At 31.6% G+C, this 20,536-nt stretch carries 19 protein-coding genes and 1 other annotated feature; of the genes, 15 read left to right on the forward strand and 4 right to left on the reverse strand.

Annotation, left to right across the window (positions count from 1 at the left end; genetic code table 11):
* Positions 1-157: 157 nt before the first annotated feature.
* The 12 genes from Q326_RS0105180 to Q326_RS0105235 all read left to right on the forward strand — a co-directional run bounded on the left by Q326_RS0105180 (position 158) and on the right by Q326_RS0105235 (position 12,516).
* A complete protein-coding gene (locus Q326_RS0105180; protein WP_026894398.1) occupies positions 158-679 on the forward strand; it encodes a redoxin domain-containing protein in 522 nt (173 codons plus the stop codon).
* A gap of 101 nt (positions 680-780) precedes the next feature.
* A complete protein-coding gene (locus tag Q326_RS0105185; protein ID WP_026894399.1) occupies positions 781-2,241 on the forward strand; it encodes a sensor histidine kinase in 1,461 nt (486 codons plus the stop codon).
* Entirely contained in the window at positions 2,234-3,418 is a 1,185-nt protein-coding gene (locus Q326_RS0105190) for a response regulator (protein ID WP_026894400.1), read from the forward strand. The genes Q326_RS0105185 and Q326_RS0105190 overlap by 8 nt, the downstream gene beginning before the upstream one ends.
* An 85-nt stretch (positions 3,419-3,503) precedes the next feature.
* A complete protein-coding gene (locus Q326_RS18665) occupies positions 3,504-3,782 on the forward strand; it encodes a helix-turn-helix transcriptional regulator (RefSeq protein WP_284071427.1) in 279 nt (92 codons plus the stop codon).
* Positions 3,783-3,989: 207 nt separating this feature from the next.
* On the forward strand, positions 3,990-5,042 hold the full coding sequence (locus Q326_RS0105200) for a TRAP transporter substrate-binding protein (RefSeq protein WP_156936251.1): 1,053 nt from the start codon (positions 3,990-3,992) through the stop codon (positions 5,040-5,042).
* Between the two features lie 60 nt (positions 5,043-5,102).
* Positions 5,103-5,606: a TRAP transporter small permease gene (locus Q326_RS16775; protein ID WP_051531186.1), complete on the forward strand. Its 504-nt coding sequence runs from the start codon at positions 5,103-5,105 to the stop codon at positions 5,604-5,606.
* A gap of 18 nt (positions 5,607-5,624) precedes the next feature.
* Positions 5,625-6,920, forward strand: a complete 1,296-nt coding sequence (locus Q326_RS0105210; protein ID WP_026894403.1) for a TRAP transporter large permease — start codon at positions 5,625-5,627, stop codon at positions 6,918-6,920.
* A gap of 25 nt (positions 6,921-6,945) precedes the next feature.
* Positions 6,946-7,974 carry a Gfo/Idh/MocA family protein gene (locus Q326_RS0105215; RefSeq protein WP_026894404.1) on the forward strand — a complete coding sequence of 343 codons (1,029 nt, stop codon included), beginning with the start codon at positions 6,946-6,948 and terminating at the stop codon, positions 7,972-7,974.
* A gap of 21 nt (positions 7,975-7,995) precedes the next feature.
* Entirely contained in the window at positions 7,996-9,453 is a 1,458-nt protein-coding gene (locus Q326_RS0105220) for a tagaturonate reductase (RefSeq protein ID WP_026894405.1), read from the forward strand.
* A gap of 17 nt (positions 9,454-9,470) precedes the next feature.
* Positions 9,471-10,715 (forward strand): glucuronate isomerase, encoded by a 1,245-nt coding sequence (locus Q326_RS0105225; protein WP_026894406.1) that lies wholly within the window; start codon positions 9,471-9,473, stop codon positions 10,713-10,715.
* 128 nt (positions 10,716-10,843) lie between these two features.
* Positions 10,844-11,464, forward strand: coding sequence for an NUDIX hydrolase (locus Q326_RS0105230; protein WP_026894407.1), 621 nt, complete (start codon positions 10,844-10,846; stop codon positions 11,462-11,464).
* A gap of 83 nt (positions 11,465-11,547) precedes the next feature.
* Positions 11,548-12,516 (forward strand): D-2-hydroxyacid dehydrogenase, encoded by a 969-nt coding sequence (locus Q326_RS0105235; RefSeq protein WP_026894408.1) that lies wholly within the window; start codon positions 11,548-11,550, stop codon positions 12,514-12,516.
* 44 nt (positions 12,517-12,560) lie between these two features.
* On the opposite strand, the gene Q326_RS16780 is transcribed toward Q326_RS0105235, so the two are convergent.
* Complete coding sequence (locus Q326_RS16780) at positions 12,561-13,478, reverse strand: CAP domain-containing protein (protein ID WP_026894409.1); 918 nt, start codon at positions 13,476-13,478, stop codon at positions 12,561-12,563.
* Between the two features lie 490 nt (positions 13,479-13,968).
* Here Q326_RS16780 and Q326_RS0105245 point away from each other — a divergent pair, with 490 nt between their 5' ends.
* Positions 13,969-14,400, forward strand: a complete 432-nt coding sequence (locus Q326_RS0105245; protein WP_245592061.1) for a GAF domain-containing protein — start codon at positions 13,969-13,971, stop codon at positions 14,398-14,400.
* Positions 14,401-14,480: 80 nt separating this feature from the next.
* Here Q326_RS0105245 and tyrS read toward each other — a convergent pair whose 3' ends face one another.
* Both tyrS and Q326_RS0105255 read right to left on the reverse strand, forming a co-directional pair.
* The gene (gene tyrS / locus Q326_RS0105250; RefSeq protein ID WP_026894411.1) at positions 14,481-15,710 is read right to left on the reverse strand and encodes a tyrosine--tRNA ligase; all 1,230 of its coding nucleotides are present in this window, start codon (positions 15,708-15,710) and stop codon (positions 14,481-14,483) included.
* Between the two features lie 59 nt (positions 15,711-15,769).
* Positions 15,770-15,975, reverse strand: a binding site (T-box leader).
* A gap of 215 nt (positions 15,976-16,190) precedes the next feature.
* Positions 16,191-16,562 (reverse strand): class II SORL domain-containing protein, encoded by a 372-nt coding sequence (locus tag Q326_RS0105255; protein WP_026894412.1) that lies wholly within the window; start codon positions 16,560-16,562, stop codon positions 16,191-16,193.
* A 191-nt stretch (positions 16,563-16,753) separates the two neighbouring features.
* On the opposite strand from Q326_RS0105255, the gene Q326_RS0105260 reads away from it, so the two are divergent.
* Both Q326_RS0105260 and Q326_RS0105265 read left to right on the forward strand, forming a co-directional pair.
* Positions 16,754-17,890 carry a THUMP domain-containing class I SAM-dependent RNA methyltransferase gene (locus Q326_RS0105260; protein WP_026894413.1) on the forward strand — a complete coding sequence of 379 codons (1,137 nt, stop codon included), beginning with the start codon at positions 16,754-16,756 and terminating at the stop codon, positions 17,888-17,890.
* 91 nt (positions 17,891-17,981) lie between these two features.
* On the forward strand, positions 17,982-19,031 hold the full coding sequence (locus Q326_RS0105265) for a hypothetical protein (RefSeq protein ID WP_026894414.1): 1,050 nt from the start codon (positions 17,982-17,984) through the stop codon (positions 19,029-19,031).
* Positions 19,032-19,130: 99 nt separating this feature from the next.
* Here the strand turns inward: Q326_RS0105265 and Q326_RS0105270 are convergent, their stop codons facing one another.
* On the reverse strand, positions 19,131-20,489 hold the full coding sequence (locus tag Q326_RS0105270; RefSeq protein WP_026894415.1) for an MATE family efflux transporter: 1,359 nt from the start codon (positions 20,487-20,489) through the stop codon (positions 19,131-19,133).
* Between the last annotated feature and the right edge of the window lie 47 nt (positions 20,490-20,536).

Raw genomic sequence — 20,536 nt, forward strand, 5'->3', positions numbered from 1 at the left:
AACTAAGAACTAAGAACTAAGAACTAAGAACTAAGAACTAAGAACTAAGAACTAAGAACTAAGAACCAAACCTAAAGTATACTATCAGAAATCATAGGGCATATTATATATTAGTAAATAAGTAAAAATATATAATATATATAAGGAAGTGATGCAAATAGAAAGGTTAGTTGGAGACATCGCTCCAAATTTTACCATGGATACCGTATCAGGAGATGGAGAAACATTTGGTAAGATAAGTCTTGAAGATTTCAAGGGAAAATGGCTGGTAATGTTTTTTTACCCACTGGATTTTACTTTTGTATGTCCTACAGAGATTACTGCATATAGTAAAAAGTACCAGGAATTTAAAAAAGCGGGGGCAGAAATCTTTGCTGCCAGTGTAGATAGTATTCATTCCCATAAGGCTTGGATAAAAGGAGAACTAGGTCAGTTGAACTTTCCATTGGCCTCTGATATTACAAAACAGGTGTCCAAGGACTATGGTATATTAGTAGAGGATGAGGGAATAGCTTTAAGGGGATTGTTTATAATTGATCCCCAAGGAACAGTAAGATATTCTGTAATACATGATCTAAATGTAGGTAGAAGTGTAGACGAAACATTAAGAGTACTCAGAGCTTTACAGACAGGAGGACTTTGTCCTGTAGATTGGAACGAAGGCGATGAGTTACTATAAAGGAGTTAGTAGTTAATAGCTACTAGCTCCTTTATATTTTCAAACTAACTTATTGATTGAATAATATGTTATACTAAAGAAAAAATATAAGGGGATTTAATATGAAGTTTTTAAATGCAAATAAAATTTCTATAAAAACAAGATTATTGACTATATTCTTGGTAATAGCAGTAATAATGACAATGGCATTTTATATATCCTTATCTATGAGATCAAAGATAGATCAACAATACCATAGAAATATGCATGTAAATATGACGCTTAATAAACTTTCTATGGCCATAAGTCAAAGTCATGATGACTTTGAGAGGTATGCATTGACAGGAGATGTAAAAAGTTATACCTCATATATAAAAAATAATTATCAAATATATAATATATTGGAGTCAATAGGTTTATATATAAAGGAAGATACAAGGAGCTCGGTATTTTTGAGACATATAGAAAATATGTTTGAGTATAGAAAGACATTGGCATATGAAATAGATAGGAATAAGATTTTTGATGAAACAGTATATAATAATAGAAAAAAATTCAAAAAGGTATCAGAATATATGAATACTTATTCTCAAAAGCTTATAAAGAGATATCTTACCTATAGTGGAGAGAAGTATACTAAATTGATGGGAAAATATAAATTTATTGAAAAACAAATATATCTTGTAGTTATATTTTTTGCAATAATAAGTGTATTTTTTGCGATGATGCTTTCAAATAATATCTTAAAAACCATAATAGATTTGTCTAATAATGCAAGACTTCTTTCTATGGCAAAATGGGATACACCAGATATCAAAGAGAATAAATACTATGAATTGAATATACTTGCCAAGGCATTTAATAATATGAAAAAGGACATCAAAAAGTTTATAGAGGAATTGAAATATAAGGCCCAGTTGGAAAAAAATTTAAATGAGGAAAGACTAAAGAGTATAGAAAAGGACAAGCTATTGAAGGAATCTCAACTGATGGCATTACAGATGCAGATGGATCCCCATTTTTTGTTTAATGCATTGAATACTGTTTCTAGAACTGCTATGTTCGAAGGTGGGGATAAGACAGTAAAGCTTATCCATGCTATATCGAAAATGCTCAGAAGCAATTTGAATTTCACAGGAGAATTAATTTCATTAACAGAGGAAATATCAGTACTTCAAGCCTATATATCTATACAGGAGATTAGATTTGAAGATCAAATGAAATTTATATTGGAGACCAATACTGATATGGATGAAATAAAAGTACCTCCAATGATTATTCAACCAATAGTAGAAAATTCTATAAAACATGGTTTGAAAAACAAGGAAAAGGGTGGCATTATAACAGTAAAGATACATAAAAGAGAAAGATTCTTGGATATAATTGTTGAGGATAATGGCGAGGGAATGCATAGGGAGGATATAAGTGTAAAAGATTCTTCAGGAGTAGGTTTATCAAATGTCAGAGAAAGGTTAAAGCTTTATTATGGGAAGGATGATTTGTTAAGGATAGACAGCAAAGTTAATCATGGTACTAAAGTAACTATTTCTATTCCATTATGGGGAGATGATGATAGTGTTTAAACTTATGATAGCTGAAGATGAGGCAATAGAAAGGAAGGCGCTAAACTTTTTATTGAAAAAATATTATAAAGATAAAATAGAAGTAATATGTCAATGTCAAAATGGGAGGGAAACTGTTTCTAATGCATTAAGATATAGACCCAATATAATACTTTTGGATATAAATATGCCAATAATGGGTGGATTAGAGGCAGCGGAAGAAATAAAAAAACATTTAAAAGATGTAGAAATTATAATATTGACTGCATTTAGCTATTTTGAATATGCAAAAAAGGCCATAAAGTTAAATGTAAGTGAATACCTATTAAAACCTATATCAAATGATGAATTTTGTAACGCCATAGACAATGTAATAGATAAGCTTTCTCAGACAAGGGAGATTGTATATAGACAAAGAGAGTTAAAGAATAATTTAGAAAGCATGAAGCCTTTTTTAGAAAAAGAGATAGTTGCTGAGATGGTATATGGTTATAAGATAAAAAAATCTAAATTTCAAGAATATAAGAGGATACTAAATATATCCCATGATGAATTTATGTGTATAGTTTTTAGAAGAAGTGATGATCAGGGATTTAGTGAAAAGCTGGTAAATATGGTGAGAAGTAAATTAAAGTTTATATTTTCAGAGATGGTAGGGTATACATTTCTAAATAATATAGTCTTTGTGATATTCGGGGCTAAATTAGAGGATAAAAAGACAGGTTTAGAATTTAAGGATTTATTAATGGAAATACAAAAGAGATTGAGTTCCGATGCTCAAGGGTTATCTATAGGAGTGGGAAAGGTAAAAGATGATATGACCCAGCTATATGATTCCTATAATGAAGCAAGTATTGCTGCAGATAATAAATGTGAGGGTATATCTTTTTATACTGAAGAGATTAAAAATATTAATTGTTGTAGTTATCCCTATGATGTAGAGAATAAGATATATGGGAAATTAATAAATGAAGATATAGAAGGTGCACTCAAGGGATTTGAAGAAATAATGGAATATATATTGAAGAACAAATCTGATATACAGGATATAAAAAAGGCAATTATATATCTTTGTTTGACAATAGAAAGAAATATAATATATTTCTTTGAAAATACCTTTGAACCCTTTGATATGGAGGTCGCAGAATCTTGTTTAAAAAATACAAGAGATGTAGATGAAATAAGAAACTATATTTAAGAAGCTATTTAAAGAAATTATATATAATATATGTCTCCAAAAAAAGGGTAGGGATAAAAATATAATAGAAGATGTAAAAAGCTATATACATCATAATTATAATAAAGATTTATCTTTAAACGATTTGGCAGAGTATATACAATTAAGTTCTTATTATTTAAGCAAATTATTTAAGAAAGTTGAAGGTATAAATTTTAAGGACTATTTAATAAAGGTAAGGATGGAAAAGGCAAAGGATTTACTCCGTAAAGATGGCAAATCTATTAAAGAGACTGCTATCGAGGTCGGATATGGTGACCCCAATTATTTCAGTCGGGCATTTAAAAAATATGTGGGCATAAATGCCTCAGAATATAAGGGGTAGTTAGTAGTTAGTGGTTAATAGTTAGTGGTTAGTAGTTTAATGGTGAAATCCATAGGATTTCTGCCATCAACTACTAACTACTAGCTACGAACTACTAACTTTTTTATTGAACAAAAAAAGTAAGAAGAAGACAACTAAGTACATGGAAAACGATTTTCCTAGGGGTTAGAATATAATTGAATAAAAAATAGGGGAGGAATTAATCAAATGAGTACAAAAAGAATTTTAGCTATCATGTTAAGTTTAGTTATGGTTATGGCTTTATTTGTAGGATGTGGATCTTCACAAGATTCATCAGAAGATGCATCCAATGAAAATGGAGCAGAAGCACCAGCTGGCGATGTAGATGAGCCAATAGTATTGAGATTAGCAGATAACCACAATGAAGGATACCCAACAGTAAAGGGAGATAGAAAATTTGCAGAATTAGTTGAAGAGAGAACAGATGGTAAAATTAAAATCGAAGTATATCCTGGTGGGCAATTAGGAGATGAAAAAAGTGTTATAGAACAAGTACAATTTGGGGCTATAGACTTTACAAGAACTAGTATATCTCCATTAACTGAATTTAACAAAGATTTAAGTGTACTTATGTTACCTTATCTTTATAGAGACAGAGATCATATGTTTAAAGTATTAGATGGAGAAGTAGGAGATAAATTCTTAAAGAGTTTAGAAGATAACGATATGTTAGGACTTTGCTGGTTTGATGGAGGTTCAAGAAATTTCTACAATGCTAAAAAAGAAGTAAAAACTGTAGAAGATATGAAGGGATTAAAGATAAGAGTTCAACAAAGTAAGCTTATGATGGACTTAGTAACAGCAGTTGGAGCTTCACCTACACCAATGACATTTGGAGAAGTATACAGTGCATTACAAACAGGAGTAATAGACGGTGCTGAAAATAACTGGCCAAGTTACCTTTCAACAAGTCATTATGAGGTAGCTAAATATTTCACTGTAGATGAGCATACAAGAGTACCTGAGATGATCTTAGTAAGTAAAATGACTTATGATAAAATACCTGATGAGTACAAACCTATAATAGAAGAAGCTGCAAAAGAAGCTGCTCTATATCAAAGAGAAGAGTGGGAAAAGGCTGCAAAAGAAGCTGAAGAAAAAGTTGTAGAAAATGGAAACGTAATAACTAGAATAGATGAAGAAGCTAGAAAAGGATTCCAAGATGCAGTTAAACCATTATATGAAGAGTTTGGAGCAGGACAAGAAGATATAATAGAAAAGATATTGAATACCAAGTAGACTTTTAACAGAAGGTGAAGATTTCAATCTTCACCTTCTTTAAAAAGGAGGAGTAGCAATATGAAGTTTTTAAAGAAGATTATAGATTTTATAGATATGGTACTAGAGAATCTTGCTATGCTCTTTTTAGTGCTAATGACATTGATAATAACATATCAGGTAGCCACAAGATATTTTCTTAATAAAACTCCCTATTGGTCAGAGGAGATTTCATTGCTTTTAATGGTTTGGTTTGGATTTATGGGCATAGCTATTGGAGTGAAGAAGGGCATTCATATAAGCATTCAGTTTTTTGCAGAGAGGCTCCCTGCATCAATGCAGAAAGTAGTAATAAAGATTGATGAGCTTTTAATTGGTGTATTTGGGGTTTTACTATTTGTCCATGGTATTGGACTATGTAAAAAGACAGCTGTTTCTACTATGGCAGCAACTCAATGGCCTACATCTACATTGTATATTATGGTACCTGTTTCTGGATTTATGATAGTAGTATATTCTCTATCTAAAATTTTTGGCATAGAGGACGATATAGAAATAGAAAAAAGATGTATAGATGAAAAATAATTGTAGGAGGTGGATGATATGGTAAATACAGCAGCAATAGTTTTACTTATTGGATCACTATTTTTATTGCTTATTTTAAGGGTTCCAATAGCTTTTTCACTGGGACTTTCCACATTGGCTACTGCAATATATTTGGAAATACCTCCTATGGTGGTGACACAGCAAATGGTTAAAGGAGTACATTCCTTTTCTCTTATGGCAATTCCATTCTTTATATTGGCAGGAGAGATAATGGGAGAAGGAGGTATATCAAAACGTCTTATTGCATTTTCCAATGTAATAGTAGGTAGACTTAGAGGTGGATTGGCAATGGTTAATATATTGGCCAGTATGTTTTTTGGAGGTATATCAGGTTCGTCAGTTGCTGATACATCATCTATAGGTTCGATAATGATACCAATGATGGAAAAACAAGGATATGATAAAGATTATGCTATAAATGTCACAGTAACCTCATCAACACAAGGAGTAATTATACCACCTAGTCACAATGTAATAATATATTCATTAGCAGCAGGTGGACTTTCGGTTGGAAGACTGTTTTTAGGTGGCTTTTTACCAGGAGCATTGTTGGGAATATCTTTAATGGTACTAAGTTATATAATCGCAGTAAAGAGAAATTACCCAAAAGGTGAAAAGGTAAGCTTTAAAGAAGGGTTGAAGATTACATGGGAAAGTCTTTTAGGACTTTTTACCGCACTTATAATTATAGGCGGAGTTATTTCAGGGATATTTACTGCTACAGAATCTGCAGCAATAGCCACTGTATATGCATTTATAATTACGTTTTTTGTTTATAAAGAAATACCTTTATCCAGAATGAAATTAATCCTTAGAAATTCGCTTAAGACATTGGCAATGGTTATGGCTGTAATAGCAACATCTAGTGCCTTTGGATGGATGATGGCATATTTGAAGGTACCTACTTTGGTTACCAGTGGACTGATATCTATCTCTGATAATAAATATGTAATATTACTCATAGTAAATGTGATTTTATTATTTTTAGGAATGATAATGGATATGGCACCATTGATATTGATAACTACTCCAATATTGTTACCCGTTGTAACTAGTGTAGGGATGGACCCTATACAATTTGGTATAGTAATGATGCTTAATCTAGGTATTGGACTTATAACTCCACCAGTAGGTTCTACATTGTTTGTGGGATGTTCCATAGGAGGAATGCCCATAGAGAAGGTAGCAAAATCTCTAATGCCTTTTTATATAGTAATGTTTATATACTTACTATTATTAACCTTTGTACCTCAACTTACATTATTTATACCTAATTTATTGATGGGGTCTTAAATACTCGTTGGAAAGGGATGCTAATATGAGTAAAGAAACTGGTTTTGGTATTATAGGATGTGGAAGTGTATCAAGGTTACATGCCAAGGCTATATCGGAGATACCAGGAGCTAAATTAGTAGCATTGTGTAATAGAACGAGAGAAAAGGCAGAAAAGTTGGCACAAGAGTTTCAAGTAGATGCCATATATACAGACTATAGAGAGCTTATAGATAATGAAGATTTGGACGTATTAAATATACTGACTCCCAGTGGAACCCATGGTGAAATAGCTTGCTATGCTGCTAAAAAAGGAAAAAATGTAATAGTAGAAAAGCCCATGGAGATTGATTTGGATAGGGCAAAAGAGATGGTTGATACATTTGATAAATATAATAGAAAATTATCAGTTATATACCAACATAGAATGGATCCCGACACTATAAAATTAAAGAAAATTATAGCAGAAGGCGGATTTGGAAGACTAGTATTATCCGATGCACATATAAAGTGGTATAGAACTCAATCATATTATGATAGTGGCAAATGGCGTGGAACATGGGCCCTTGATGGTGGAGGAGTATTAATGAATCAGGGCATTCATACCATAGATTTGATGATTCATATTATGGGAGAAGTTGAAAGTGTATTTGCCTATTGTGATACACTGGGACATAAAAATGTTGAGGTTGAAGATATGGCTACTGCTGTATTGAGATTTAAAAGTGGGGCCTACGGTACCATTGTAGGTTCCACTTGCACATACCCTGGACTGCCTGCAAGGTTAGAAATTCATGGAATAAAGGGCTCTGCTAGATTAGAAGGAGATAAACTTATATATTTAAATACCTCAGATGAAACAATTGAGTTAGAAAATGATATAATTAAAAATACTGGGACATCTAATCCCATGGCTATAGACTATATGTCCCACAAAGCTCAGATAGAAGATATGGTTAACAGCATAAAAGAAGACAAAAGACCTCTAATAGATGGTGTAGAGGGTTTGAAGGCACTCAAATTAATATTAGCCATATATGAATCTGCAAGGAAGGGCGTAGAGGTGAAACTATAATAATTATAGGAGGTATTTTAAATGAAATTAAGTAAAGAACTTTGCAAGAATTATAAAAAATATCCAGAAAAAATTCTTCAATTTGGAGAAGGAAACTTTATAAGGTCCTTTGTGGATTGGATGGTAGATGATATGAATTGCAAAGGATTATTTAATGGAAGTGCAGTAGTAATTCAACCCAGAAAAAGAGACAGAGTTACAGTGCTTAACAATCAAGATGGATTATTTACATTATATCTAAATGGCATTAAAGATGGAGAAGCCAAAAGTACACATAAGATAATAAATGCCATAAGTAGAGGTATAAATACCTATACAGATTATGATGAATTTTTAAAAGTTGCTGAGAATCCAGAGTTGAGAATAATTACATCTAATACCACAGAGGCAGGAATTGCATTTGACGAAGACGATGAACTTACAGATAGACCTCAGACTAGCTTTCCAGGAAAGTTAACTGCATTTTTATATCATAGATATAAATCTTTTAACGGAGATAATAATAAAGGGTTTATAATATTACCCTGTGAATTAATAGATAAGAATGGACAGAAACTTAAAGAAATAATTTTAAAGTATGCAGAAAAATGGCATCTAGATAAAGGATTTATAGACTGGATAAACAATGCCAATACCTTTTGCAATACCCTTGTAGATAGGATAGTTCCCGGTTATCCTAAAGATAAGATAGATAAAATAACAGAGGAATTGGGCTACGAAGATGCTTTAGTAGCAGAGGGAGAAGTATTCCATTTGTGGGTAATAGAAGGTCCTAAGTGGATAAAAGATGAGTTTCCTGTGGATAAAGCAGGATTAAATGTGCTAGTTGTGGATGATATGACTCCATATAGAACTAGAAAGGTAAGGATATTAAATGGAGCTCATACAAGCATGGTGCCAGTAGGTTATTTATATGGTTTAGAGACAGTAAAAGAAGCAGTGGAAGATGAAGTGATCGGTAAATTTGTAAAGAAAGCTATATTTGAAGATATAATTCCTACCCTAGATTTATCGGAGAAAGAGCTTACTGACTTTGCAAATGATGTATTAGATAGATTTAAAAACCCATATATAAAACATAGACTTATAAGTATCTCTTTAAATTCCATGTCTAAATATAAAACTAGAGTATTGCCCTCTGTATTCAAATATAAAGAAATAAAAGGAGCATTACCCAATAGATTAGTATTTTCATTGGCGGCCCTTATAAGGTTTTATAAGGGAGAAATAAATGGTGAGCATATAGATTTATCAGACAATGAAGACATATTACAATTGTACAAAGGTCTTTGGGGAAATTATGATGGAACTAAAGAATATTTAGAAAAGATTGTAGAAGAAGTATTAGCATATGAAAAAAATTGGGATATGGACTTAAATAATGTAGATGGGTTAAAAGAAATGGTTTTGGAATACCTAGTAGATATAGAGAAAAAAGGGATTACTGAAGCTGTAAAGGAGTTAATGAGTAACAGCTAAAAAGGAGGTAGAAAATCATGGCTATAAAAGATAAAGAAATGTTAAAAAAGGTTGTAGAAAATACAGTTGAAGAGGTGAAGATTACTGATATTCATACCCATATATATTCTAAAGATTTCGGAGAACTTTTGTTATGGGGAATAGATGAACTATTAGTATATCATTATCTTGTTGCAGAATTTTTCAGATATTCTTCCATAGAGTATGATGAATTTTTCAAAAAAACTAAGAGAGAACAGGCCGATTTAATATGGCAGACACTATTTATTGAGCACTCTCCCGTAAGTGAGTCTGTAAGGGGAGTATTGACTGTACTTAAAAAATTGGGATTAGATGTAGAGTCTAGAAATCTTGATGAGTATAGACAATATTTTGACTCCATGGAATTAAATGATTATATTGATAAGGTATTTGAAATATCAGGTGTTAAAGAAGTAGTAATGACTAATGACCCCTTTGATGATAAAGAAAGCCCTGTATGGAATGAGATAGGAAATAATGATAGTAGATTTAAGGCTGCATTGAGGATTGATCCATTGCTAAATAGCTATGAAGACTCATATAACAGATTAGTTGAATGGGGATACAATGTAACTAAAGATTTGGATCAAAATTCTATAGAAGAAGTTAAAAGATTTTTAGCAGACAATGTAAAGAAGATGGATGCACTATATATGGCAGTATCTTTACCACCAAGCTTTTGTATACCAGAGGATTCTCTTAGGTCAAGACTGGTAGAAAATTGTGTTATACCTGTATGTAGAGAATTAAACATCCCCTTTGCAATGATGATAGGAGTTAATAAATTAGTAAATTATAAACTTCAATTAGCTGGAGATTCTGTTGGCAAAGGAAATATAAGAACAGTAGAATATCTATGTAATACTTATCCTGAAAACAAGTTTATGGTTACTATGTTATCTAAAGAAAATCAACACGAATTAGCTATAACGGCGAGGAAGTTTAGAAATCTTATGATATTTGGATGTTGGTGGTTCTTAAATAATCCTAGCATAATAGAAGAAATGACAAGGATAAGAATGGAGACATTGGGGTTATCTTTTATACCTCAACATTCTGATGCTAGGGTCCTTGACCAATTAATATATAAATGGGATCATTCAAAGAAGATTATATCAAAGATACTTATAGATAAATATAGTGACATAATGGATAATGATTGGACAATAACAGAAGAAGAAATAAAAAGAGATATCGATAATATATTCTCTAATAATTTTTGGGAGTTCTTAAATAAATAAGCCCCTACTTTAAATTAATATATATAAAAACATTTCCAGGGTATACTACTCTGGAAATGTTTTTATATATACTTTTTGGGTATAAATATATTTAATTCATTATTTCAATATAAAAGGTAGGGGATATAATGGAATTAGAAAATATAAATAAAATATTGAATAAAAGAAAAGAATGTCCTATGGGGATTAATGAAAGCTTTTCTGTGCTATTGCCATTGATAGATATAGATGGAGAATTACATCTAATATATGAAATAAGAGCAGAACATCTGGAGACACAGCCAGGAGAGATATCCTTTCCCGGGGGAATGGTGGAATGGGGAGAAACCCATGAAGAAGCAGCCGTAAGGGAAACGGAAGAAGAACTTAATATATCTAGAAAAAATATAGAGATTATAGGTAAAACAGATTTTCTTATAACACCATTTAATATAGCAATATATCCCTTTGTGGGAGTTATAAAAAATGTAGATTTAAAGGATATAAGATTTAGTAAATGTGAAGTTGATGATATATTTACTGTACCATTAAAATTTTTCTTGTCAGAAGGACCATTGGAGCATTTTCTCTATATGGAACCTAAACCTGAAAGAGAATTTCCCTACCATATGGTTCAACGAGGTAAGGCATATGATTGGAGAATAGGCAAGTATCCTGTATTATTTTATGAATATAATAACTATATAATATGGGGAATAACTGCCAGAATAACTAGAAATTTTATAGATATATTGAAATATAGCTTTTAGTTCTTAGTTTTTAGTTCTTGGTTCTTAGGACAAACTACGGACTACGAGCTACCAACTATGGACTACCAAAAGGAGGATGTAAAATGTCAAAGGTATTGATTAATTTAAATTTACCATTTATGGAATTTTCCAAAGATTATGTAGAACAGTTGAGGAAAAATTATAGCCAGTATGAGTTTATAGTATGCAATACTAAAGATGATGTATTGAATAATATTCATGATGCAGAGGTATTAATAACATTTAAATTTGATAAAGAAATGTTAGATAGGTCCAATAATAACTTAAAATGGGTGCAAGGTGCCAGTGCAGGGGTAGATTTTATGCCTTTGGAAGATATGGGAAAGAGAGGTATGATTTTAACCAATGGTAGAGGAATACATAAGGTACAGATGGCTGAATATGCCATAATGGCTATGATTATGCTTTCAAGGAATTTCCATGTGATGGTTAGGGATCAGTTTAATAATGTTTGGGGTAAAAATATAGTTCAAGGAGAAATAAATGGAGCTACAGTAGGTATTTTAGGATTGGGAAGTATAGGTAGAGAGACCGCCAAAAAGGCATCACTCATGGGAATGAATGTAATAGGGTTAAAGAATACTAAGGCTGATGTACCCTATGTAAATGAAGTATATGGACCAGAAGAGATGGAGATATTATTTGAGAAAAGTGATTATGTAATAAATTTATTACCGTATACGGAAGAGACAGAAAAAATAATAGATCAGAAATATTTTAATATAATGAAGGAAAGTGCTTCTTTTATAAATATAGGCAGAGGAAAAACAGTTAATGAAAAGGACTTAATAAATGCATTAGAGAATGAGTCAATAAAAGCTGCAGTTATGGACGTATTTTATGAAGAACCTTTAGATGAAAATAATCCGTTGTGGAGTCTAGAAAATGTAATCATAACTCCCCATATATGTGGTCAATCCACAAAATATATGGATAGGTTATTTGATATAGTAGAACAGAATATTAAGGCATATGTAAAAGGAAATAAGGATGATATGATAAACTTAGTAGATTTAAATAAAGGATATTAATCAAAAGTAGCTTGGAAATAAATTCCAAGCTACTTTTTTATTAACTATGGTCTAATGAACATTTGTGTCCAATAAGGAGTACCATTTTTATTTACAACATACCCTACACCTATCTCTGTAAAGTTAGGAGAAAGGATGTTTTTTCTATGTCCTGCTGAATTCATCCAACCATTCATAACTTGTTCTGCACTTCTTTGCCCCATAGCTATATTTTCACCAGCATATGAGTAGCTGATACCAAATTGTTTCATCATATCAAAGGGACTACCATAAGTTGGTGATGTATGACTGAAGTATCCTTTATCACTCATGTCTTGAGATTTAGTTTGTGCAACTTTTGATAATTCTGCACTATATTTTAATGGTTCAAGACCAGCCTTGCTTCTTTCAGCATTAACAAGATTTACTATTTGCATTTGTATAGAATTTGAAGTGGTGATTACGTTGTTGTTTGTTGAAGGTTTTTCACTGTTTTCGATTGTTACGTTATTGTTTGTTGAAGGTTTTTCACTGTTTTCAATTGTTACGTTATTGTTTGTTGAAGGTTTTTCACTGTTTTCAATTACTACGTCATTGTTTGTTGAAGTTTTTTTATTGTTTTCAATTATTATGTTATTGTTTGTTGAGGGCTTGTCCTTAGGTCTTGTTGTAGAATTATTGTTTTCTACATCTTTTTTATAGAATCTAGAAAAGTCATTGTCTGCAAATTTTCTTATTGCATTCCAATTGATACTAAGATCCCTATTAGTTGAGGTCTTATATCTGGTACCTTGGTTTTGGATTTCAGTGCAATCATCTAGATTTTGGCCTTTCATACTTAATACAATCCTAGATACATCTTTGTTTATTTGCCCTCTATTTATGTCATAAGTACAATCACTACCAAATGCTAAACTTGAATTTAAAACCATTAATCCAGTCAATATAGACGGGACTAAAAGCTTAAACTTCTTTCTTTTCATAAAATACTTCCTCCTTTATTTTTGAAAAAATTTTGTCAAGTAGAATCAGTGAAAAACTTATGTAGATTATAACACTGGTATTATAATAAAAAAAGCTGTAATGTTTACATAACTAGGGATAAATATGTATAATAGTTAGTAGTTAGTTGTAAGTGGTTAGTTGTTAATATACAGGGAAATTATTCTGTATTGGAAAGCAGTTACTAATTAATGTAGAATATAGTTAGTAGTTGGTAGTTGGTAGTTGGTAGCTAGTAGTTGGTAGTTAGTAGTTCAATGATGAAATCCTGCGGATTTCTTCCACCAACTAAGAACTAAGAACTAAGAACTAAGAACTAAGAACTAAGAACTAAGAGCTAAGAACTATCTGTATTAATATTATTTTAGAAAATAAATAGTAAAGGAGAGGGTCTATATTATTACAATTACTAAATTAAAAGAAATTGATACATCTAATAAAGAAAAGTTTTATGGATACTTAAATAAGAGATTGTCTGGAGTTATATCTGAAGAGTCTGATTGGATTGCAAGTACATCTAATGCTGCAAGTTTATTGGGGCTTCTAATGGATGATATAAATTGGGCAGGGTTTTATTTTCACAGAAAAAAAGAGTTGATTTTAGGACCATTTCAAGGCCGACCTGCATGTACCCGTATACCAATAGGACAAGGAGTTTGTGGAACAGCAGCAGAAACCTTAGAAACTCAAGTTGTACCTGATGTAAATAAATTTCCAGGACATATAGCATGTGATATAGAATCACAATCAGAGATAGTTATTCCAATAGTAAATGATGAAAAGTTGATAGGGGTGCTAGATATAGACAGTCCCACTAAAAATAGATTTGATCAACAAGATAAAAAGTACTTAGAAGAATTTGTAGAAATACTTAATAAATATATAAAATGGGAAGTAATTTAGGGGTAGTAAAAAGAAAGTTAGTAGTTAAATGATGAAGTCCAAAGGATTTCCACCATAAACTACTAACTATTATCCACTAACTAAATAATATTCACTTGATGATATACTTTTTTACCTTTTCTTATAATAATTTTCCCATCTTTAAAATCATCTAATGTGATATTTAAATCTATATCTTCTACTCTATTGTCATTTACATAGATACCACCTTGTTTAACTAATCTTCTACCTTCACTTTTTGAAGATGTAAGTTCTAATTCATTAAGCAAAGTAAGCACATCCATGCCTTCATTAAATTTAGATTTTTCTATATCGGTAGATGGCATAGAATCAGTGGCTTTACCTTGACCAAATAGAGACTTAGCTGTATCCTGTGCTTTTTTAGCTTCCTCTTCTCCATGGACTATTTTAGTAAATTCATATGCGAGTATTTCTTTAGCTTTATTGATTTCTGCTCCTTCTAAAGAAGATAATCTTTTAATTTCATCCATAGGTAAAAATGTCAATAGACATAGACAATTTTCCACATCTGCATCATCTATATTTCTCAAATATTGATACATTCTATATGGTGATGCCTGTTCAGGATCTATCCAAAGGGCACCAGCTTCAGTTTTACCCATTTTTTTGCCTTCACTAGTTGTAAGAAGTTTAAATGTTAGACCGTATGCAGGTTTTCCTTCCATTCTTCTTATTAAGTCAGCCCCTGAAATAATATTTGACCATTGATCATTGCCACCTAATTGTAGCTGACAACCATATCTTCTATATAATTCTAAGAAGTCATAGGATTGCATAATCATGTAGTTGAATTCTAAGAATGAAAGTCCTTTTTCCATTCTAGATTTAAAACATTCTGCAGTAAGCATTCTATTTACAGAGAAATTCTTTCCAATGTCCCTTAAAAATTCAATATAGTTTAGATTCCTAAGCCAATCAGCGTTGTTTACTGATAATCCGTTTTCTCCATCTATAACCAAATACTTAGATAATTGTTCAGTTATTCTATTTGCATTGTGGTTTATTTGGTCAACAGTGAGCATCTTTCTAATATCACTTCTGCCAGAGGGATCTCCTACCATTGCAGTACCGCCTCCAACTAAAGCTATAGGTCTATGTCCAGCCCTTTGAAGATGCATCATAACCATGATCTGAACAAAATGTCCTAAATGCAAACTATCTCCTGTAGGGTCAAATCCTACATAAAATGTTACTGATTCTTTACCTAATAATTCTCTTATTTCATCTTCATGGGTTGCCTGCTCAATAAAGCCCCTTTCTTTTAACACATCATAAACATTTCTTTCCATACTAAATACCTCCATTTTTATGATTTTATTATGCAAATAAAAAAGGGCCTTCCAATCCTGTTAAGGACGAGAAAACCCGCGGTACCACCTTATTTACATCTAAGAGATGCCTCTTTGGTCGGATTAACGAACCGACATATCGCAATGTTCTACCATTGAAACTCCAGAATGTAATTTCAATTTTTATGCAACATAGACTTTGCACCAACCAGCCTACTCTCTGATTATAGACATAAAAATCTACTAAATCCTTCATAGTCTTTGAATATGTATTTATAGTCTATCATATAGATATATGTTTTTTTTGTCAAGGGGGTAAAATGAATTAGTTAGTAGTTAAAATAATAATAGCTAGTAGTTAGCAATTGATGGATAAATCCTATGGATTTTATCATTAAACTACGAACTACGGACTACCAACTATATCCAACAAAATAGAGGTAGACATATATGTCTACCTCTACGAACTACCAACTAATTTTACTCAACTGTAATTTCTTTTTCGCTTTCCCAAAGTCCATGTATATTACAGTAGCTAACTACATGAATTGTACCTGATTTACTAAGTTTTACACAAGTCTTAACTTCAGGATCATTTAATATATCTCCTTCACCATGGGCAGTGAAATTATAAGTACCTATTTCAACAGGGAATTTTGCTCCCTCTGGATGGAAAAATACCTTGAACCATGATATATGATGCTCAATAGTATTTGGATGTTTAATTTCATCTCCTATTGAAACTCCTAATTCAAAAGCCTCTCCTGCCTTTACCTTTTCAGGGCTATGTATAACAGGAACGTGTTTTTCACCTTTCCAATCACCAGTTTGTAATAATTTACCTAAACTCATTAATATCTCCTCCTTGACCTTCATTATTATCATCTCTAAAAATATATATACCCACAATGATAAAAATAACACAGATTTTTTAAAAAGAAAATAAAACCAAGGGCAAAGAACTAAGAACTACACTTTTTACTGGTAAAAAGTATACTGTTTTGCTAAAATAATAATGAATCTAATATGAATGGAGAGATTGCATGTTGAAACTTAAACTGATAGCAACTTCTACCTTTGGTCTTGAAGCTGTAGTAAAAAGAGAGATACAAGATTTGGGATATGAAGATATAGAAGTAGAGAATGGGAAAATCACATATACTGGAGATGAAAGGGCGATAGCCAAATCTAATTTATGGCTTAGAAGTGCTGATAGGGTATTATTGAAAATGGGAGAATTTAAGGCTAGATCCTTTGAAGAACTATTTGAAAAGACCAAATCCTTGCCATGGGACGAATTTATTCCAGAAGATGGAGAGTTCACTGTCACAGGTAAGTCTGTGAAATCACAATTACATAGTGTACCTGATTGTCAAGCTATAGTAAAGAAGGCAGTAGTGGAAAAAATGAAAAGTAGGTACAATAGAGATTGGTTTGAAGAAACGGGACCTAAATTTACTATACAAGTAGCACTATTGAAGGATACAGCAACTCTAACTATAGATACCAGTGGAGTAGGGCTACATAAGAGGGGATATAGAGAAGAGGCTGTAGAAGCTCCATTGAAGGAGACATTGGCAGCAGCCATGGTTAATTTGAGTTTTTGGGATAAAAATAGAATCTTTTTAGATCCATTTTGTGGTTCTGGAACTATACCTATAGAGGCGGCTATGATAGGCAGAAATATAGCGCCAGGATTAAATCGTTCCTTTGCCTCTGAACAATGGTCAATTATAGGAAAGGATATATGGAAAGAAGAAAGAGTAAATGCCCTTAAAGCTATAGATCAAGATGTGGAACTAAAGATATATGCTCAAGATATGGATCCTGATGCTATTGAAATAGCTAAAGAAAACGCATATAAAGCTGGAGTAGATGATTGTATAAGATTTCAATTAAAAAGAATGGAGAACATAAATACAAAAGATGAATATGGTGTAATAATATGTAACCCTCCATATGGAGAAAGGCTGGGAAGGAAAAAACAAGTGGAAAAACTATACAAAACTATGGGAAAGAAGTTTGAAAAACTATCTACTTGGTCTAAATATATTATTACATCTAATGAAAATTTTGAAAAACTATACGGAAAAAAGGCCAGCAAGAAGCGTAAATTATATAATGGCAGGATAAAAGTAGACTATTATCAGTACTATGGTCCTAAACCACCAAAAAAATAGGTGAAAAAAGTAGTAAATTGTGTTATCATTGTATGAGTCAAAAAAATAACATAAAAGGGGGGATTAACTGACTAATTATGTCAGTGATTTCATGAAAAAAAGAAAAATTATATCATTATTATTAATTATTGTACTTTCTATAGGAATACTTTCAGCATGTGGACCTAAAGAACCCAAGGAGATTTTAAAGAAAGCAACTGAAGAATCTGCTGATATGAAGACAGGTACTCAAAGTTTTGAAATGGGTATAAAATTAGATATACCAATGGAAAATGAAGATCCATTTGCGTCTATGATATTAAATGCCATAAACAATGGAAAAATATCAGGAACATTTGCATCAGATACTAATGAAATGAAGACATTTGGAGATTTTACATTGGATTTAGATGGCATATCTTATAAATGTGAATTATACTTTAGTCCTGAAAAATCTGCTATTAAGGTACCTATGGTAGATAAGTATATACTATTAGACGATGAAGAAATGAAAAACATGTCTGATGAGGACCAAGTTAAAGAGATGCAGAAACTGTCCATAGATATGGTAAATTCAATCCTTGATGAGTTAGAAGATGATAGCCTTTCAAAGAAAGAGGATGTTGTACTTAATACACCAGAGGGTGATGTTAAGGTTACAGAAATAACAATGGATATATCTGATGAAAAAATCAAGACTATAATAAAGGATATAGTTCCAACATTATTTGAAAATCCTGCTATGAGAGAGATGATGGTACCTAGTATAAAACAACAATTAGAATTAGAAGGCAAAGAAGCAACAGATGAGGCTGTGCAGGCAGAATTAGACAATAGCTTGAAGGAATTTAATGAAGGATTTACTGAAATAGAAGATATACTTACATTTAATGAGGTAAAAATAGTTTACGGAGTAGATGATGATTATAATATAAGATCATCTAAGATTAAATTAGATTATAAAATGCAAGATAAGGAAACAGGCGAAGAATTGGGAATAGTTATAGATGCTGAAGGCAAGGTATGGGGAATAAATGAACCTATAGAAATTGAAGAGCCAGAGCTTACAGAAGAAAACAGTATAAAAATGGAAGAACTAATGAACCAATTTATGATGCCTATGCCTGAACCAGAACTAGAACAATTACCAGAAGAACAATAATAGTTAGTAGTTAATAGTCGGTAGTTAGTAGTTGATGGTTGAAATCTTATAGATTTCCTTGTTAAACTACTAGCTACTAACCGTTAACTACTAATTTTTTTATACTTTTCTTTTAATAACTTTCTTTTTCCATTTACCTGTCATATAAATGCCAAATCCTATAATACATATAAATGCATTACTTAAAACCATTGAATACCATACAGAACTGGGACCAAGATTAGTAAATTTTTTAAATATAAGTATCATGGGTATTCTCAATCCCCAAAGTCTTCCCATCATTATAATCATAGCAGATATAGTATGACCAGAGCCTTGGAATGTACCTATAAATATCTGAAAAAATCCCACCAACGGTAATCCCATAGAAATAAGCTTTAAATATTGACTGCCTTGTTTTAACACAATGGCATTATCTGAAAAGATTCCAACAACTTTTTCAGATAAAGAAAATATTATTGAACCACCTATTACCAAAAATATAGTAGCTATAAATGCACTGGTTTTAACAGCTTCCTTTGCCCTTTTGATATTGTCTGCACCTAAATTTTGTCCAACTATAGTAGCAAGGGCACTACCTATTCCCATAGCTGGCATAAGGATAAGTGAATTTATCCTATTTCCTATTCCAAACGCAGTGATGGTTTCCTCTCCAAAAGAGAGTATAAATATATTTAATACTGTGAATCCCAATGCAGCAGTAGATTGACCTATAGATGATGGCAATCCTATCTTTATAATTTTTTGTAAAAGTTCTTTATTAAATATTAAATCCTTTTTAGTTAATTGAATCCCTGTGTTTTTGTTAAAGAGTGTATATAAAGCATATATGGCAAATACGCCTCTAGCCAATACTGTAGCCAGTGCAGCACCTTGTATATCCATATCTAAAACAAATATAAATATTGGGTCTAAAATTATATTTAGTCCTACAGATAATGCGCCATATCTCATGGGAGTCATTGTGTCCCCTTGACCTTGTTTTATGGCATTAAAAGCAAAAAAAATAAACATAGTGGGCATACCTAAAAATATAATTCTTAAAAACTCATTGGAGTAAGTAAATAAGTCTCCTTCTCCTCCCATAAACCTTATGATATGGGGAGATATGATAAACCCAATAATGCCCAATACAAATGAAAACACCAATGAAAATGATATGATCTGTCCAGCTATATATTTTGCTTTAGTATAATTGTCAGACCCTATATACTGAGATATAAGGGTGGTACCTGCTATAGAAACACCTATACCTAAAGACATCATAAAAAAGATTACTGGCCAAATTAGAGTAATAGCTGCTACTTCTGTATCACCTAAAATACTTACAAAATAGGTATCCGTTAAATTATATATAGTTTGGATTAAATTATTAATCATCAACGGTCCTGATAATACAAGTATTACCTTGGACATTTTTCCTTCCAAAATAAACTCTCTTTTTTTTGAATAATTCATTTATAACACCTTCTTTTAGATACAATTATACCATTAATTATTTCGGG

Source organism: Clostridiisalibacter paucivorans DSM 22131, from assembly GCF_000620125.1.
Lineage (GTDB): Bacteria > Bacillota > Clostridia > Tissierellales > Clostridiisalibacteraceae > Clostridiisalibacter > Clostridiisalibacter paucivorans.

Excerpts from the sequence above, each read along its gene's own strand:
- Q326_RS0105225 (WP_026894406.1), top strand. The coding sequence starts at position 9,471 with ATGGCTATAAAAGATAAAGAAATGTTAAAAAAGGTTGTAGAAAATACA.
- Q326_RS16780 (WP_026894409.1), bottom strand. The coding sequence starts at position 13,478 with ATGAAAAGAAAGAAGTTTAAGCTTTTAGTCCCGTCTATATTGACTGGA.
- Q326_RS16775 (WP_051531186.1), top strand. The coding sequence starts at position 5,103 with ATGAAGTTTTTAAAGAAGATTATAGATTTTATAGATATGGTACTAGAG.
- Q326_RS0105210 (WP_026894403.1), top strand. The coding sequence starts at position 5,625 with ATGGTAAATACAGCAGCAATAGTTTTACTTATTGGATCACTATTTTTA.
- Q326_RS0105185 (WP_026894399.1), top strand. The coding sequence starts at position 781 with ATGAAGTTTTTAAATGCAAATAAAATTTCTATAAAAACAAGATTATTG.
- Q326_RS0105220 (WP_026894405.1), top strand. The coding sequence starts at position 7,996 with ATGAAATTAAGTAAAGAACTTTGCAAGAATTATAAAAAATATCCAGAA.
- Q326_RS0105270 (WP_026894415.1), bottom strand. The coding sequence starts at position 20,489 with ATGAATTATTCAAAAAAAAGAGAGTTTATTTTGGAAGGAAAAATGTCC.
- Q326_RS0105265 (WP_026894414.1), top strand. The coding sequence starts at position 17,982 with ATGAAAAAAAGAAAAATTATATCATTATTATTAATTATTGTACTTTCT.
- Q326_RS0105235 (WP_026894408.1), top strand. The coding sequence starts at position 11,548 with ATGTCAAAGGTATTGATTAATTTAAATTTACCATTTATGGAATTTTCC.
- tyrS (WP_026894411.1), bottom strand. The coding sequence starts at position 15,710 with ATGGAAAGAAATGTTTATGATGTGTTAAAAGAAAGGGGCTTTATTGAG.
- Q326_RS0105200 (WP_156936251.1), top strand. The coding sequence starts at position 3,990 with ATGAGTACAAAAAGAATTTTAGCTATCATGTTAAGTTTAGTTATGGTT.
- Q326_RS0105255 (WP_026894412.1), bottom strand. The coding sequence starts at position 16,562 with ATGAGTTTAGGTAAATTATTACAAACTGGTGATTGGAAAGGTGAAAAA.
- Q326_RS0105215 (WP_026894404.1), top strand. The coding sequence starts at position 6,946 with ATGAGTAAAGAAACTGGTTTTGGTATTATAGGATGTGGAAGTGTATCA.
- Q326_RS0105230 (WP_026894407.1), top strand. The coding sequence starts at position 10,844 with ATGGAATTAGAAAATATAAATAAAATATTGAATAAAAGAAAAGAATGT.
- Q326_RS0105260 (WP_026894413.1), top strand. The coding sequence starts at position 16,754 with ATGTTGAAACTTAAACTGATAGCAACTTCTACCTTTGGTCTTGAAGCT.